The sequence below is a fragment of the Paracoccus sp. C2R09 genome (genome assembly GCF_018860625.1).
In the GTDB taxonomy this organism is placed as follows: Bacteria; Pseudomonadota; Alphaproteobacteria; order Rhodobacterales; family Rhodobacteraceae; genus Paracoccus.
The window spans coordinates 1-15,054 of the sequence record NZ_JAHKQB010000021.1; the positions used below are offsets into that span (position 1 = coordinate 1).

General features: G+C 57.8%; 9 protein-coding genes. 1 reads left to right on the plus strand and 8 read right to left on the minus strand.

Features of this window, described 5'->3' with window-relative positions:
• Positions 1–516, plus strand: a 516-nt coding sequence (locus tag KO490_RS08025; RefSeq protein ID WP_216018895.1) for a hypothetical protein, incomplete at its 5' end; no start/stop codon positions are given.
• A gap of 768 nt (positions 517–1,284) precedes the next feature.
• Here the strand turns inward: KO490_RS08025 and KO490_RS08030 are convergent.
• The 8 genes from KO490_RS08030 to KO490_RS08065 all read right to left on the minus strand — a co-directional run bounded on the left by KO490_RS08030 (position 1,285) and on the right by KO490_RS08065 (position 14,723).
• Positions 1,285–2,985, minus strand: a complete 1,701-nt coding sequence (locus tag KO490_RS08030; RefSeq protein WP_216018896.1) for an ABC transporter ATP-binding protein — start codon at positions 2,983–2,985, stop codon at positions 1,285–1,287.
• An 8-nt stretch (positions 2,986–2,993) separates the two neighbouring features.
• Positions 2,994–3,761 (minus strand): ABC transporter ATP-binding protein, encoded by a 768-nt coding sequence (locus KO490_RS08035; RefSeq protein ID WP_216018897.1) that lies wholly within the window; start codon positions 3,759–3,761, stop codon positions 2,994–2,996.
• Positions 3,758–5,731, minus strand: coding sequence for a Fe(3+)-hydroxamate ABC transporter permease FhuB (fhuB, locus tag KO490_RS08040; RefSeq protein WP_216018898.1), 1,974 nt, complete (start codon positions 5,729–5,731; stop codon positions 3,758–3,760). Before fhuB ends, KO490_RS08035 begins: the two co-directional genes overlap by 4 nt.
• Positions 5,728–6,588, minus strand: coding sequence for an ABC transporter substrate-binding protein (locus KO490_RS08045; protein ID WP_216018899.1), 861 nt, complete (start codon positions 6,586–6,588; stop codon positions 5,728–5,730). The genes fhuB and KO490_RS08045 overlap by 4 nt, the downstream gene beginning before the upstream one ends.
• Positions 6,589–6,608: 20 nt before the next feature.
• Positions 6,609–8,489 (minus strand): TonB-dependent siderophore receptor, encoded by a 1,881-nt coding sequence (locus tag KO490_RS08050; RefSeq protein WP_252727075.1) that lies wholly within the window; start codon positions 8,487–8,489, stop codon positions 6,609–6,611.
• 1,134 nt (positions 8,490–9,623) lie between these two features.
• On the minus strand, positions 9,624–9,878 hold the full coding sequence (locus KO490_RS08055) for a hypothetical protein (protein WP_216018901.1): 255 nt from the start codon (positions 9,876–9,878) through the stop codon (positions 9,624–9,626).
• A gap of 444 nt (positions 9,879–10,322) precedes the next feature.
• On the minus strand, positions 10,323–12,851 hold the full coding sequence (locus tag KO490_RS08060; protein WP_216018902.1) for a calcium-binding protein: 2,529 nt from the start codon (positions 12,849–12,851) through the stop codon (positions 10,323–10,325).
• 243 nt (positions 12,852–13,094) lie between these two features.
• Positions 13,095–14,723: a calcium-binding protein gene (locus KO490_RS08065; protein ID WP_216018903.1), complete on the minus strand. Its 1,629-nt coding sequence runs from the start codon at positions 14,721–14,723 to the stop codon at positions 13,095–13,097.
• Positions 14,724–15,054: the final 331 nt, after the last annotated feature.

The following is a 15,054-nucleotide window of genomic DNA, read 5'->3' on the forward strand; positions in this document are numbered from 1 at the left end:
AAACCCGGCGCGGTTCAAGATCTTATCATAGGCTTCATCAAGCGGTTCGAGGCAGGTAAAGGCGGTTATGATGCAGTCTGGGCTCGCAATCGGACCCCCCTGCCCTCCCGGCCGACCGAGATGACAATTTGTGAGGTCCGTGACTGGCAGCTTGAGGCTCGCAAGCATCAGGCGTCGACAGCTATCGGCCTTTTTCAGATCGTCGGGGGCACCTATCGCCGCCTGCTCGATGGCCTTCAGCTGCCTTGCGACACACCTTTCGACAGCCGCACCCAAGACATGCTCGGCCTGGCCCTTTTACACGGTAGAGGGTGGCAGGAATTCAAATCGGGCCGCATGTCCGTCCAGGATTTTGCCTATGAGCTTGCGGGTGAATGGGCTGCTTTTCCCGCTCCTTATGGACGGAACAAGGGTTTTTCACGCTACAGGGGGATTGCCGGAAACCGGCACCAGATCGAGCTGGGCGAATACATGGCTTTCCTGACGGACCTCGATGCCAGGATACGTGATGGGTAGATAACCGGAACCTGTGTTCCTGTCACACCTCGGCACTGTCCTTTCGTGCCCCGACGCTACGAAGCTAACTTCCAGCAGGACGACTATGCTGGGCGGTACAACCGAAGGGTTCAACTTGAATGGCCGCGCCCCTCCGTCGTTGACACCATCAAAGTGGTGAGGAGATCGAAACCGGACGGCTATCGACCTACGGCAACGCAAGCCCCACCATGCGCAACGGCGCGCTTGCACCTTAATCTTGCCCCCGTTTCACCAGACGCTCAGGCGGTTGCGGTTTGCGCTGCAATCAACTTGCAGAGCGACTGCTTCTTCAGCCTCGAATGGGCAGGAGCCAAGGCTCGGCCCAGCTCTTGAACGCATCGACCAACGGGCGCGGGTGGGGGCGTGAATCTCGTCCTGAGGTAAGAGCGGAAGATGGCCATCAGAATTCGAGATGCGAAGCTGAGCAAGCCGCGCTAGACCGGCCGTGCAGCTGTGGATCAAAGGGCTCAGGGCTGCAGGGTGATACATCTTCTGACGCTGACGGCAGGGCTCCTCCACCCGCGCGATCTGGATAACCTTCACCTTTGCCGTGACAAGATCAAGCAACTCGTCAACATCCTCACCAATCACACGGCGGTCGCTGCCGTGACCAGCCCGGCAAGTGCCAGGGTTGGGCTTGCGTCGTTCGTCGGGTGTCGCGGGCAACTACTTTCACAACTCTATGAGCGAGCCGCAAATTCGGCATCTCAAGCACCCATATCAATTGGTGCAACGAACGAACTCCTTCTAGGCGGCAAGTACAGCATAGGCACCGTCGCGTGCGATCAGCTCCTCGTGCGTTCCGACATCGACGATGCGCCCCTCCGACATGACCACTATCCTGTCCGCATTACGGATGGTCCCCAAGCGGTGAGCGATAACGAGCGTGGTGCGGCCGACGGATAGTCGATCCAACGCAATCTGGATCTCGCGTTCTGTTTGACTGTCGAGGGCACTAGTGGCTTCGTCAAGAATAAGAATTGGCGGGTTCTTCAGAAACGCCCTGGCAATGGCGACACGCTGCTTCTGACCTCCGGAAAGCATCACCCCGCGCTCTCCGACGAGCGTATCAAGACCGTTCGGCAAACTTTGGATCAAGCTCGTTAACTGGGCCTGAGCGCATGCAGCTAGTATCTCGTGCTCGGTCGCATCCAATCGACCATATCCAATATTCTCGCGCAGGGTCCCTCCGAACAGGAAGACATCCTGGCTTACCAGGCCGATCTGACGGCGTAATGAATTCAATCTGATATCAGCCAGGTTCAGTCCATCAACCGTGATGCACCCCGCATCCGGTTCGTAAAAGCGTGGAACAAGAGCCAACAAAGAGGTCTTGCCAGCTCCGGATTGCCCTACGAAAGCGACGGTTTCCCCTGCAGCGATCGACAGACTGACGCCTTGCAAGACCGGACGGGATCCATCGTAGGTAAAGTTGATCTCTTCGAACGAGATCCTGCCCTGAAGTTCTGGGGCATCGATGGCGTCTGGCTTATCGGCGATTTCGGGCTCTGTGGCGAGCAGCTCTTGATAACGGCGGAATCCTGCGATGCCGCGAGGGTAGGTTTCGATGACCGCCGCCATCTTCTCGAGCGGGCGATAGAACACTCCGACCAGAAGAAGGAAGCCCACAAAGCCGCCGGTCGTCAGATCTCCACTTAGAACGAAACCGGCTCCGATCACCATGACCAGCACTTGCACAAGTCGTAGCCCCATGTATTGCAACGCCGACGATGCTGCCATTACGCGGTAAGCATCCAGCTTAGCCTGTCGGTAGCGGGCATTGTCATGCGCGAACAAATGGTTCTCATGCGCTTCGTTTCCAAACGCCTGCACGACACGCACTCCTCCAAGCGCTTCTTCCAGGCGCACGTTGAAATCACCCACGCGGGAATAAATCGCACGCCATGTCCGCGTCATCCGGCCACCGTAGATGATTACCAGGATTGCCATTGCCGGCACGATGGCCGCCACGATCAGCGCCAACTGCGCGTTGATCGCGAACATCAGAGCGAAGGCGCCGATGAATGTCATGATTGCGATGAAGGCGTCTTCAGGTCCGTGATGCGCGACCTCACCTATTTCCTCAAGGTCGCGAGTAACACGGGCAACCAGTTTTCCGGTCCGTGTGCGATCGTACCAGCGCCAGGACAACCTTGTGAGATGATCGAAAGCTCGAGCCCGCATCTCTGTTTCAATGTTGATCCCAAGCTTGTGACCCCAGTAGATGACAACCGTCAACAGGCCCGAATTGACCAGGTAGAGTACCAGTAGACCTACCGCTGCCGTCACTGTCAGCGACCAGTCACCTTGCGGGAGCAGGTGATCGATAAAGCCAGTGATCGCGAGGGGAAATGCCAGCTCGAGTAGGCCGGAAGCAACTGCGCAGCCGAAATCCAGCCAGAACAGGCCCATGAAAGGGCGATAATACGAAAAGAAGTCTTTGAGCATGAAGGTTCTCAGCTGGGAAACGCGACCGGTGTTCCATCGGCGCAGGTGAGGATTTGCATCTGCAGCCCGAAGATCTCGCAGAGTGTGTCCGCTTGCATCAGGCTTGTATTGGTGCCTTCGAAGACATGACGGCCATCGCGCAGTGCGACGACGTGGTCGCAGAACCGGGCTGCCATGTTGACGTCGTGAAGAACGATCACGGCGCTGCGATTCTGGTCGTGGCACATTCTGCGCAACAACGACAGCACCTCGACCTGGTGGCCGATGTCGAGTGCGCTAATCGGTTCGTCCAGCAGCAGCGTTCCTGCCTGCTGGGCCACGGTCATGGCCAGCCAGGAACGCTGGCGTTCGCCGCCTGACAGGCTATCGACGACTCGCTCGGCAAGATCCACCACGCCACATTCCAGCATTGCGCGGTCGACGGCCTCGTGATCGCCCGGACCGAAGCGACCCAAAGCGCCATGCCAGGGATAGCGGCCAAGGGCGATCAGCTCACGCACGGTCATGCCTTCGGCCGGGGGCATGTTCTGCGGGAGAAAGGCAAGTCGTCGCGCGAAATCTTGCCGCACCCAGTCCGAGAGTTCTCGACTTTCAAAGAGCACGCTGCCCGAGCCCTTCATCTGTCTGGCCAGTGTCTTCAGAAGGGTCGACTTGCCCGATCCGTTATGGCCGATCAAGGCCGTGACGGCGCCTTGTGGAATGTCAGTCGACAGATCGTGCAGCAGTCGCCTGCCCGGCACGTCCACGCAAAGGTTCCTGATCCGGAACAATGTCATCCGGTTTTCCTCAACAGGGTTGCCATGAGCCACGGTGCACCGATCAGCGATGCGAACAGGCCAAGGGGAAGTTCATAGGGGAAGCCGGCCATTCTTGCCCCGAAATCCGCGCAGACCATCAGGCAGGCACCAATAAGCGCGGTCGCGTGCAGGTGCTGGCTTGCACGATGAAAGCCGGCTCGGCTGGCCATGTGGGGTGCCATGAGGCCGACGAAGGACAGCGGGCCCACGAAGATGGTGGCGACCCCCGTCGCTGTTCCCGCGATCAGGATCAGGAGGAACCTTGTGCGCGGGATGTTCACCCCAAGCCCGCCCGCGACCCCTGCCCCGAGTGGCATGATCGCCAGCCGGCGTGCGGCGAACGCGGCTGCCACCCACATCGATGCCGCGACTGCGGCCAACGTGACCGCGCCCGTCATCCGGATTGCGGCCGAGGACCCGCTGAGCCATCCGAGTATCCGCCACGCGCGTGGATCGCCGGTCGCCATCAGGGCCGCCAGGACCGAACTTGCGAATGCCGACACCGCGATCCCTGCCAGCAGGATCCTTTCCGGCGGCATGTCGCGCCGACTGACGAACACCGCGACAAGGACCAACGCCACGATTCCTCCAGACACGGTCGCCCCATTCAGCATCAGCGCTGAGGGGGCCGCAGTGGCGAAGACCGCCAACCCGTATCCAAGCGACGCCCCGCCCGCGACGCCAAGGACCTCCGGCGACGCCAAGGGGTTTGCAGTAAGCCGCTGCAGCAGCGCCCCCGCAATCGCCAGCGCCGCCCCCGCCGCGCCTGCAGCGATCAGCCGCGGCAATCGCATCGGCAGGAACGACATGAAGTGTTCCCAGTCGAGCACCGTCCAGCCGGACGGCAGCCTGCCGATCAGCAGAAGCAGCACGACCCCGACCAGAAGAAGCGCGGCGATCAGCAGCAATGCGCGGTAAGGGTGCCGGATCCGGGCTGCGGCGGGTTCGGCGCTCTCGGTTCCCGGCGGCGTCGAGCCTTGCAGCTTGGCCAGCAGCGCAATGAGAAGGGGGCCGCCCAGCAGCCCCGTCACCGCACCGGTCGAAAACATCTCGCCCAGGCGGGCGTCCAGCAGGATCACAAGGCTGTCGCAAACCGACAGCACCAGCGCGCCGATCAGCGGTGCGGCCAGAAGATTCCGCCTCAGGCTGTTGAATCCGATGGCGCGCGCGATCGTCGGCGCGGCGAGGCCCACGAAGCCGATCAATCCCAGCTCGGCCGAAACCGCACCGGCCAGAACCACGGCCACGGCCAGAACCGCGAACCTTATGGCGGCGACGTTCAGGCCGAGGCCGGATGCCCCTCCGACGCCTATCGAAAGCACCCGAAGCGGGCGTTCCAGAACCAGCGCTGCCGCAAGGCCCGCGACAAGAACTGCCCCGAGAGATCTGACGCCACTCCAATCCTGTTGGACGAGGGATCCCCCATTCCAGATCACCAGCGACAGTAGGTATTCTCCCTGCGACAGGGTGATGGCGGTTGCGATTGCGCCCGACAATAGGGAAACCAGCATGCCCGCGATGACCAGCGTGACCGGGGCGAAGGCGCGCCTCGCACCTATCGCAAACACGATCGCAGCCGCGCAGGCGGCGCCCAGCATCGCGATGGGCCATCGCCCATGGACAAGCAGATCCGGGACGAAGATCGTCGCCACCACCAGCGCAAGCTGTGCCCCGGACGATATGCCCAGGGTCGAGGGATCGGCGATCGGGTTTCGCAGCACCGCCTGCAGCATCGCCCCCGACAATCCGAGAACCGCCCCGGCAACGAGCGCGATCGCGATTCGCGGCGCGGTGCCGAAGGCGAACCCGATCTGGTCGAGGTCCATTCGACTGGGCAGGAAGGGAAGGTGCGGCCAGCGCCCGGGGGGCAGCTCGGTCACCAGCACGGCGACGATCAAAGCGAATGTCGCGGCCGGCACCGCAAAGGAAACTGTCGAATTACGGTTCATGCAAGTTCGGTCGGGCCAGAATTCAATGTGTTCGCCAGCAGGCGGGCAAAACGCATCGCCGCGGGCAGGCCGCCGAAGGCGTTCACCTCGGGCAGGTGATAGGTTCTGCGGTCGGCGATCTGGGGCAGTGCCTTCCACAGGACGCTGCGGGAAAGGCCGTGCCGCGCCTGCGGCGGCACCTCTCCGACGACCACGAGATTGGCATCCGGAAACTCGATCAGGCGCTCGATAGGAACAGGTGCAAGAAAGCTGAAACGTGTCCCTCCGATCCAGGAGTTCCTCAGCCCCAGACGTTCGAGGACGCTTCCGAACATGCTGTCGTTTCCAAAGGCCCGCAGGTGTCGTGCATCCCCGAGGTTCACCACGCAGAAGGGGCGATCAGAAAAGGCCGCCAGTCCAGCCTTTGCCGAGGCCATGCCCGTATCGAAGCGGTCGAGTGCCCGGGCGGCGCTGTTCGGGTCCCCGATGGCCGCCGAAAGGTCGGTGACCGCCGCAAGTGCCTTGGGCAAGGGGGCCTCGCCCGGGACGTAGAAGGTCATGTTGACGACCGGAGCGATGGCTTCAAGACGTCGCTGATACTGCACGTAATAGGGCGACGTGAGTATGAAGTCCGGCCGTGTCAGCTGCAGAAGCTCGAAGTTAGGCGACCCGCGGAGGCCCAGATCCACGACGGTTTCCGGTATTGCCGGCTCGCCCGCGCTTGTGCGGAACTTGAGCAGTTCGCAGGCAGCGACCGGCATGTGGCCGATGGCCGTGGCCGTTTCCAGCATTGCCCAGTCGATGGCCGCCAACCTCGGGCGTGAAGCCGCCCGTACCGACGAAGCCGCCGCCAGACTGGCGGCGGCTGTCAGGAACATGCGGCGGTCGAGCCCTCCGCTTACCACTTGTAGGTGACTTTGGCGGCCACCGTGCGGCCTTCGCCGTACGAGCAGTAGGAGAAGCCGCAGGCCGCGACATAGGTTTCGTCGGTCAGATTGCTGACATTCAGTGCCAGGTCGACATTGCCGAGGGTGTATCCTGCCGCAAGGTCCACCAATGTATGGCTGTCGAGCTTGTCGGTATTCGCGGCATTGATGAACCGCTCTCCGACATGGCGCAGACCGCCACTCACGCGCCAGCCATTGTCGAACTCCCGGTCGATCCAGAGGCTGGCGATATGGTTCGGTGCATCCGCCAGTTCGTTCCCGTCCAGGGCATCGCCTTCGGGGGCTTCCTGCTCGGTCATGTTGTAGGCGTAACCGCCCCGCAGGCTCCATCCATCCGCGAGCTCGGCGGTCGCCTCCAGCTCGAAGCCCTGCGAACGCACCTCGCCGATCTGGCGCCTACCCGAGACCCCGTCCTCGAACACGGTTCGGTTCACGTTCGTCTGGCGAAGATCATAGAGCGATGCGGTGATCAGACCGTCGAACATCGCCGGCTCGTACTTCACCCCGATCTCGAACTGCTTGCCCTCGGTCGGCTTCAGCGCGTCGCCGTCGATTGTCTGGCCGGCCTGAGGGTCGAAGGACGTGGAGTAGCTGGCAAAGGGGTTCAGACCGTTCGCCATGACATAGCCGATGCCCACGCGCCCCGTCAGCTGGTTGTCCTTGTATTCCGAAACCGATCCATAGCGTTCGCCCGTCTGTTCCACCCAGTCGTACCGCACGCCAAGCGTGCCGCGCCAATTCCCGGCCGCGATCTCATCCTGGGCATAGACGCCAGCCTGTCGAAGCGTGGAATCCCCGGCATTCGGATCGCCGAAGAAGCTGCGGCCCCCGGCGAAATAATCTGGATCGCGCAGGTTCAGCTCGGCGGCGGTGCCGAACTGGCTGCTTTCGAAGGCATCGTAATGGCGGATGTCGGCACCGAACAGCAGCTTGTGGACGACGCCGCCGGTGACTGCCTCGCCGGAGAGGCGCGTGTCCAGGCTGATCGTTTCGCTCTCTTCGCTCTGACGGCTCGAGCCCCGGCTTATGCTGTCGGTTCCGAGGGCGGCGATCGCATAGGTGCTTTGGTAATCCCAATCGAGCTTCTCGAACCGGAAGCCCTGGCTCAGCTTCCAGCCATTCCCCAGCTCGTGGCCGATCTCGACGCCGAGGCTGGAGGCCGAGCGATCGCTGTCGTCCCAGTCATTCTGACCCGTATAGAGATCACGAAGATAATCGCCATCGCCAGACCGGGTCAGCGCGAACGGAACACCGGTGGGCGAAGTGGGGGCGTCCTCGGTATGGGTGGCCAACACGTCGATCGTCGTGTCGGCTGTCGGGGACCAGCGCACCGCACCCGCAAGATAGCCGCGTTCATTCGTCAGGTCGTCGATCTGCGTGCTGGAGTCGCGACCGATGCCCGTCAGGCGCCATGCCAGATCCTGCGAGGGCGCGCGGTTGATGTCGAAGAACATCTGGCTGCTGCCATTGCTGTCATAGCCGATGCCCACCTCGGACGAGTCAGTGGCCTGGGCCCGTTTCTGGACCTGGTTGATGATCCCGAGGGGCGATCCGGCACCGTAGAGCGAGGTCGAAGGACCGCGAAGCACCTCGATCTGCTGCAGGCCATAGAGTTCCTGCGACGTCGCACCGAAATAGCGGCCTTGCCGAAGCCCGTTCACGTATTGGGCGTTGTCGGCGCGGAAACCACGGATATACGGCGTATCGAACCGGGGGTCGATGCCGAACGGCTCTGCATGAACCCCTGCGGTATAGCCGAGTGCCTGCCCCAGGTTCTCCGCGCCCTGATCCTCGATCTGACCGGTCGTAACAATCGATACTGACTGCTGCATTTCCGAGATGGGCGTATCAGTTTTCGTGGCAGCCTGAGAATATCGACTCACATACCCTGATGGCTGCACGGAAACATCCGTGGTGGCTGTCAGTGTGATACCGTCCAGCTCGAACGCCTCGGGCGCGACCTGGCTGCTGGCTGGCGCCATCATCGCAAGCAGGCTTACGCTGGTAAGAACAAGGGACATACCCCGAGCGGTCATCTGCGCGATCCTTCAAAATTTGAGCTCAACGAAAGTTGATAGATTCGCTCGGGAATGTCAACGCAACACCGCACTGCGCGTGAGGCGTGGAGACAACGACGTACGTGACGCTGCCCCTCACGGCATCAAAGCTTTGGAATCGGCTAGGCGTTTGGCCCCGTGTTTTGAGGGATTGTTCCACTCGAAAGGGGCGGGAAGGACGCATGATGGCGCAAGTTTGTCTCCGAAGCGCTATGATCACCCTTGCTGTGGGACCAGCAATACAGCGATCGAGAGATTCACTCACAACACTGAGCCGGGAGCTAGAGATCAATCACAAGACAGCCGGGAAGTGGCGCAAACCGCAGACGTTCCACGAGGATAAGTCCGACCTAACTTCGCCTCGTTCGAAGGTACCCAAGAAGACTGGGAGGGCAACCATCGTTGCGTTCCGGCGCAACATTCGCTGCTGCTTGACGGCACTGAGCTGGTCTCAGTGCCCTACAGCTGTCCATTCCGCACTTGCCGAGTTCAGTACTACACCGCTGACTGTTGCGACATGGAATCTCGCGCCTGCCTGACGCCGAGGGCGACTAACCGAGACGGTCGAAGTTCCAATACCATCCAATTGTCTTCTTCTGCACCAAGGTCGCCGAAGTGCAGGCTGCGGAAGGAACGCTCTTTATGCTTGTTGACACTGACTGTACAAGCAAGCGTCCCATGACCGAAGATGACGATAAGGCTGCGAGGAAGACTGGATCGTGATTTCCCGTGACCATGCTCAGGGAAGGTCAGCCTACATTGTCAGATCACACCATCGGCGGATGGAACCATTATCCGCTGCCAGTAGAGGAGAAAGCGAAATATATGACCTGTCGAATCGGTGAGATGATTACAAAGTAAATTGCAAGTGCCCACGCACCTGCGCACAAGATTACGGAAAGAAACGATTCATTTTTCATTACTTATCTTCAACAATAAGCTAATAACTTCATCCTGACGATCACATTCCGCACAGTCTCGACGTGCTTTTTTGATAACAGCCTCCAGCTGCGCGATCGACTTCAGTATTCTTTCTTCGATGATTACCAGGTCTTCGGGCTCAACAATCACCCTCGTTGCACCGTTCCGGTACACCTCAACTATGGAGGACAAATAGGAACTATACATAGCCAGCTCCCTGCTGGATCCGATGCGAGTGTTCATTATCCTACCTTAGTTGAAAATAGCATCCGCCCAATTCGACCGGGACGATCGAAGATAAGGCCTAGCCGCATGGACGCCAGTTTTTTCTGAGTCGATTTAATAGCAAAGGCCCACTAGGGGTTATTCTTACTTCGCAGGGACGGCGTAGCTGCAGTCCCTGCGAAGGAAAAATGGGTTTCTCGCTTGGCGCCACTCCATTGTCTGACCGTGTAGCGCAGATGCTTTGGCAACTTCGCCAGTTGGTCTGAGTGGCAGATATTGGTTCAGGTTCCGATGGTATTAGCAAGTTGATAAGTTTATTGGGACATCCATGGTCAGTCATAACGCCAAATTGCTTACGATAGGTTAACGGCGCGCATGAGGCGTAGAATATTCCTTCATGGCCAGGTAGATTTTTCCATATCCGATAGAAAGCCAACGGAGGCGGCGACCCAGACGCACGGCTCAGGTCTTATCCACGATGCGCCTAAGTGCATGCGCCAGGACGTGAAGGACTGTCCGAACACCTGCGGCAACACGATCCTTGGAGCTCACATGGCGTGCAAGTTTTGGGCCAACCACCCAATAGAACCTTATAAAGCATCTTCCCGCGACGAACCTTTTCAGGTGATGGTCCCTGAAGTCCCGTAATGTGACAACGTCGGGATGCAAACGGTCGCCATATACAGCAGTAGCGACAAAGCAAGCTGCACCTGAAGAAAGGGCAGGATCCGCGCTGTTGTCTTCCGGCTCATCTGACGTATCGTCCTCAGTTCCCGGCGGAACTTGACCGTCCTCACCCTCGTCATCAAATTCGGGAACGGCATCATCACCATTGTCATCCTCTCCGCCATTCGTACCTGGCTCAACACCATCTCGCTCAGGGTAATGCTCCTCCCATTCAACCCTGGCCATGACCGCATCTATCGTATCAAGATACGCCAGCTCGCTTTCACCCGTTTTTTCAAACGCGCGGGTATCGAATATTTCCTCAAGCTGCAGGTCGGTAAGGCCGTTCAGATAACCCTCCGTGATCTCAAGTATCTCTTCTTGGGATCGGAAATCGATAACTTGTGAGGTGAAGCGGTCTAGGTTGTCCGCTTCCCCGGCAAATACAGCTTGCCCCCCCGATGGCAGATCCACGACAAGGTCATCCCCGTCCGCCCGGCTTGCAGATAGAAGCTCATCCCGATCACCGAATGCGCCCCAAAACCCAATACTGTCATCTGGGGATAGATCGGTCACGTATACACCCGCCCCATCGCCGATAAGAAAGAGATCGCTTCCTAGGCCTCCGCTTACCTGAACCGTTCCATCACCGCCCGCGTAAACAACAACATCGTTCCCATCCCCCCCCGCAACAGTGTCGTTTCCTTCATCAGCAATCAGGATGTCACCGTTATCCGACGAAATCAGTATATCATCCCCTCGGCCACCGGTCAGGACATTGCGACCACCGCCTCCATCAAGTGTGTCATCGCCGACATGTCCCCGAATAATGTCGTTTCCGCCCCCACCTACAATCAGGTCGTCAACTGCATTCGTGCGAGGATCAGTTTCATGATGAGCCCCTTCGATTACCAGGTTCGCCGCATTGTCACTGGAAAAGACTACAAGCATCTCATCAGGATCAATGGTGTACTGCGACATGGCCGCATCGCCCGAAACCACGTTCATGTCGCCTCGCGCATCCGCGATCGCGCCATCTGCAACAGGTTCGACTAAAGCTTCATCGTACCAAGTTGAGATTGGGGAATCTGCCGGCATGATCTTATGGACGACTAGATGCTGTCCGTCGGATCCTGAGGTGAGATCGATGCTTTCTGCCTGGTCCGTGCCGTTGAATAGGAAGGTTACGCTTTGCTGAGAGCTAGCGAAGGAAGTTACTGAAAGCGAAGTATCCAGTAATTCAAGGAAATCATTCTCTACCTCTTCGATCGGTGTCATACCGATGAGGTAGTTCTCGGCGATGTCGTAGACTTGGCCTGCAGGTGTAGCAATTGCCACGATATTCCCGTTATTGCTTTCGCCTTCGGGAAACCGACTGTCATACATTTTGTTCGAAAGCCAGTCGTAAGTGATGCCCCAATGGTCGATACTGGTAATGCCTCCGTCAACGAACTGCGAGAACGATTCTACCCACGCATAGCCCTGCTCTACACCAACAGCCGTATTCGATCCGACGTTGAACTCGGACAAGAGAAATACTAGGTCATCCGAAATATGTTCGTGATCAGCGAATACATTCATCGCATCCAGCGCCCATTCAACCTTCTGGTCGATTGCTGCCGCATCAGGATATGAGTGCTGAACTACGCCACCAATCTTGGAGATATTCTCGTTGCTGATCTGGCTGAGAATCTCCGAGGATTCACGCGCTCCCGTAGCTTCCCAAGATCCATCGTCAAGCTGCTCGGCACGCCATTGAGCTCCGGCCTGCACGCCGATGACGGGCGGGGACCAATCCGTGATTTCAGATGCCAGCCTGCCAATCATAGCATCCAAAACAGGAATCTCGTAATTCACAAGATCACCATATTGCGCTGGCGAGAAGGCGCCCCAATTTAGACTTCCCCAGTACTCGTTCCCGATTTCCAGGCTCTTGACGCTAACCTCAGGGTATTCGTGCAGGATTGTCTCAAGTTCCCTGACGTATAATTCGAAACCAACTTCGTCGAACTCATTGTGCGCAAGATCGTAGAACTGGAAACTGGGCACAACGATCGAAACGCTTGCACCTTGTTCGTCCGCGTAACTGAGAAATTCTCTCAATGACAGGATGCTAGTGTCATCCTCCGTGTCGCTAAGAGGTGCGAAGATCTTTTCAAGGCCTCCGTTCTCCCAAGTCTGATCTTCGGTGATTCCGCCACCCGGATACCGAAAGTTGTGGAAGCCAATCTCATTGGCAGTAGCGTGGAAGGGGTCACCATCAGCGAGCCCATCGCGCGTCAAGATGACGTTTGCCCCGAAATGCTCCTGCGTAATCAATCCCACAGCACAGCCTCAAATACCCGCTTCAAGGAGGCTCCTTCTATAGTGCAAAAATTAAGATAAAGTTAACACTATGAAGATCGGCCGGAAAATTCATCGCCGACCAAATAGGCTATGACAGTTATGAGGAAACCGGTAGGATCCGATCATCCGCTCCTCGCACGGGAATGACATGCGTGAATTTCTGGAGCTCATCTCAGCAACCTTGCAATCTACTTACAATACTTTGATATCGCCAACTACTTTTTATAAAACATCAAAACAAATCTCCAGGGCGCTGCGCAGCAAGCAATCTTCCTCCAATGGAGGGAACATATCCTTTCGATCAAGCCCCTCCAGAAGTATGCTTGAGCTGAGATCCAGGCGTAACTCCAGCCCGTGGCGACTCTCGATCCCATTTTTTAGGATGTAATCTATGGATATTTTTTCGCCGGAGAAATATATTGTATCTTTTTCAAGCTCGTAATCGCGAATAACGTCTCTTCCACTACCATGAAAGAAGATGAAAGTATCAGATCCACCACCGCCCCACAGGTCATCATTCCCTAAACCTCCGGCCAACCTGTCTGATCCCGAACCTCCGAAGAGCCTGTCAGCGCCCGTCCCTCCATATAGCGCGTCTTCACCAATACCCCCATACAGTCGGTCATTTCCCCGTCCACCGGCAATGCGATCTACGCCTAGACCTCCATAGAGAACGTCGTCACCGTTCCCACCGATGACGGTATCGGCACCGCCCCCGCCTTTGAGTATGTCACTGCCAGCACCACCATCGATGTAATCTGATCCATAACCCCCCTGGACCATATCGTGTTGAGTGCCCCCAAAAATTCTGTCAGCACCTAGGTTGCCAAAAAGCCTATCGTCTCCAGATCCACCATATAGCGTGTCTTGCCCGTTGCCTCCCCGGAGCAAATCATGTTCGCTTCCTCCAAATATAGTGTCATCACCTGCCCCCCCTTTTAACGTGTCCTCTCCGAGGCCTCCATTTAGCCAGTCATTGCCATAAGCTCCATCTGCGAAATCATCTCCCCGGCCCGCGTAGATATGATCTCGTCCAAAATTTCCGAATATCCTATCGCCCCCCCATCCGCCGAAAATTGTATCATGCCCGTCCCCGCCCCAAATGACATCGCGACCCGACAGGCCTTTGACTAGATCATCGTTAAGCCCCGCAGCGATAAGATCGCCCCGTTTAGAACCTATCAGGGGCGTTCGGACATCGTTGGCATCGCTATCGCCCCAGTCGGGATATGGGCGTCCCAATGGAAGGTCGTTCAGAACAACGCCGCCGATAGGCTTGTAACCGGCGGGAACATAGTTGAAGGGGTTTGTATATCTTACATCTCTCATTTCGCTGAAGTTAAGCTGGCCATACGTGAAATGGGCTTCCTGCGTGCCCGAATTGCTTCCTCCGGTGCCATCCATATCAACACGTGCACCATGCAACGAATAGAAGACATGCCCACCGTTTGCTTCGAGCAAAAGCCACTGTTGGGGGTCGGCATCTCGATCGTCGTGGTTCCCGTTCCACTCGACAATGCGAACACTCGGCGGCAGGTTACTAAGATCTAACCGTTTGCCACGAATCCATATTTCGTCACGAGTCGGATCAAAATCCTCCAGCCGCCCTACAATAGTCGAGTGGACCCTGTTTAATTGGGTGAAGTCAAAAATATCGTTTCCAGCACCAGATCGCACGTGGTGACCATTTGAGAATCGCGTAATCGTCTCGAACCCAAGTTCTCGATAGTGATCAACAGTTTCTCCACCATACTCGCCTTCGGCATAGAGGTGGATTTGTCCCAAGCCATTCTCCGCGAGACGAAGGGTATCATTGTTTTCGCTGTATCGAACTTTACTGACTTCGGTCATTGATCGTCCTACTAAGCCACACGTGCATCATCGGAGTTCGGCCGTCGCGAAGCTCGATACCTCGTTAGACTGAGTCAAGAGTTCAAGCAGCCTCCGGAGCACCAGTTCGAGATCGCTTGGCAAACCATTGCAGCCTGCTCGATATACTCACCCAACCTAGCAAACCGCGTGCCAACCTTTCAGAGGGTCCCTAAAATGTTAGGTAGTTGTTCCGCGTCCCGCCTAGCTGTTCAATCACGCGGTTTGATCGAGTGATCCTTTGGTAGAAATGGAAGGAAGCACCATGGGCCCATCGCCACGGCTGTGCCGGGATGACCTGCCCCCCGCGAAA

Excerpts from the sequence above, each read along its gene's own strand:
- KO490_RS08055 (WP_216018901.1), bottom strand. The coding sequence starts at position 9,878 with ATGAACACTCGCATCGGATCCAGCAGGGAGCTGGCTATGTATAGTTCC.
- KO490_RS08035 (WP_216018897.1), bottom strand. The coding sequence starts at position 3,761 with ATGACATTGTTCCGGATCAGGAACCTTTGCGTGGACGTGCCGGGCAGG.
- KO490_RS08065 (WP_216018903.1), bottom strand. The coding sequence starts at position 14,723 with ATGACCGAAGTCAGTAAAGTTCGATACAGCGAAAACAATGATACCCTT.
- KO490_RS08050 (WP_252727075.1), bottom strand. The coding sequence starts at position 8,489 with ATGCAGCAGTCAGTATCGATTGTTACGACCGGTCAGATCGAGGATCAG.
- KO490_RS08030 (WP_216018896.1), bottom strand. The coding sequence starts at position 2,985 with ATGCTCAAAGACTTCTTTTCGTATTATCGCCCTTTCATGGGCCTGTTC.
- KO490_RS08045 (WP_216018899.1), bottom strand. The coding sequence starts at position 6,588 with ATGTTCCTGACAGCCGCCGCCAGTCTGGCGGCGGCTTCGTCGGTACGG.
- fhuB (WP_216018898.1), bottom strand. The coding sequence starts at position 5,731 with ATGAACCGTAATTCGACAGTTTCCTTTGCGGTGCCGGCCGCGACATTC.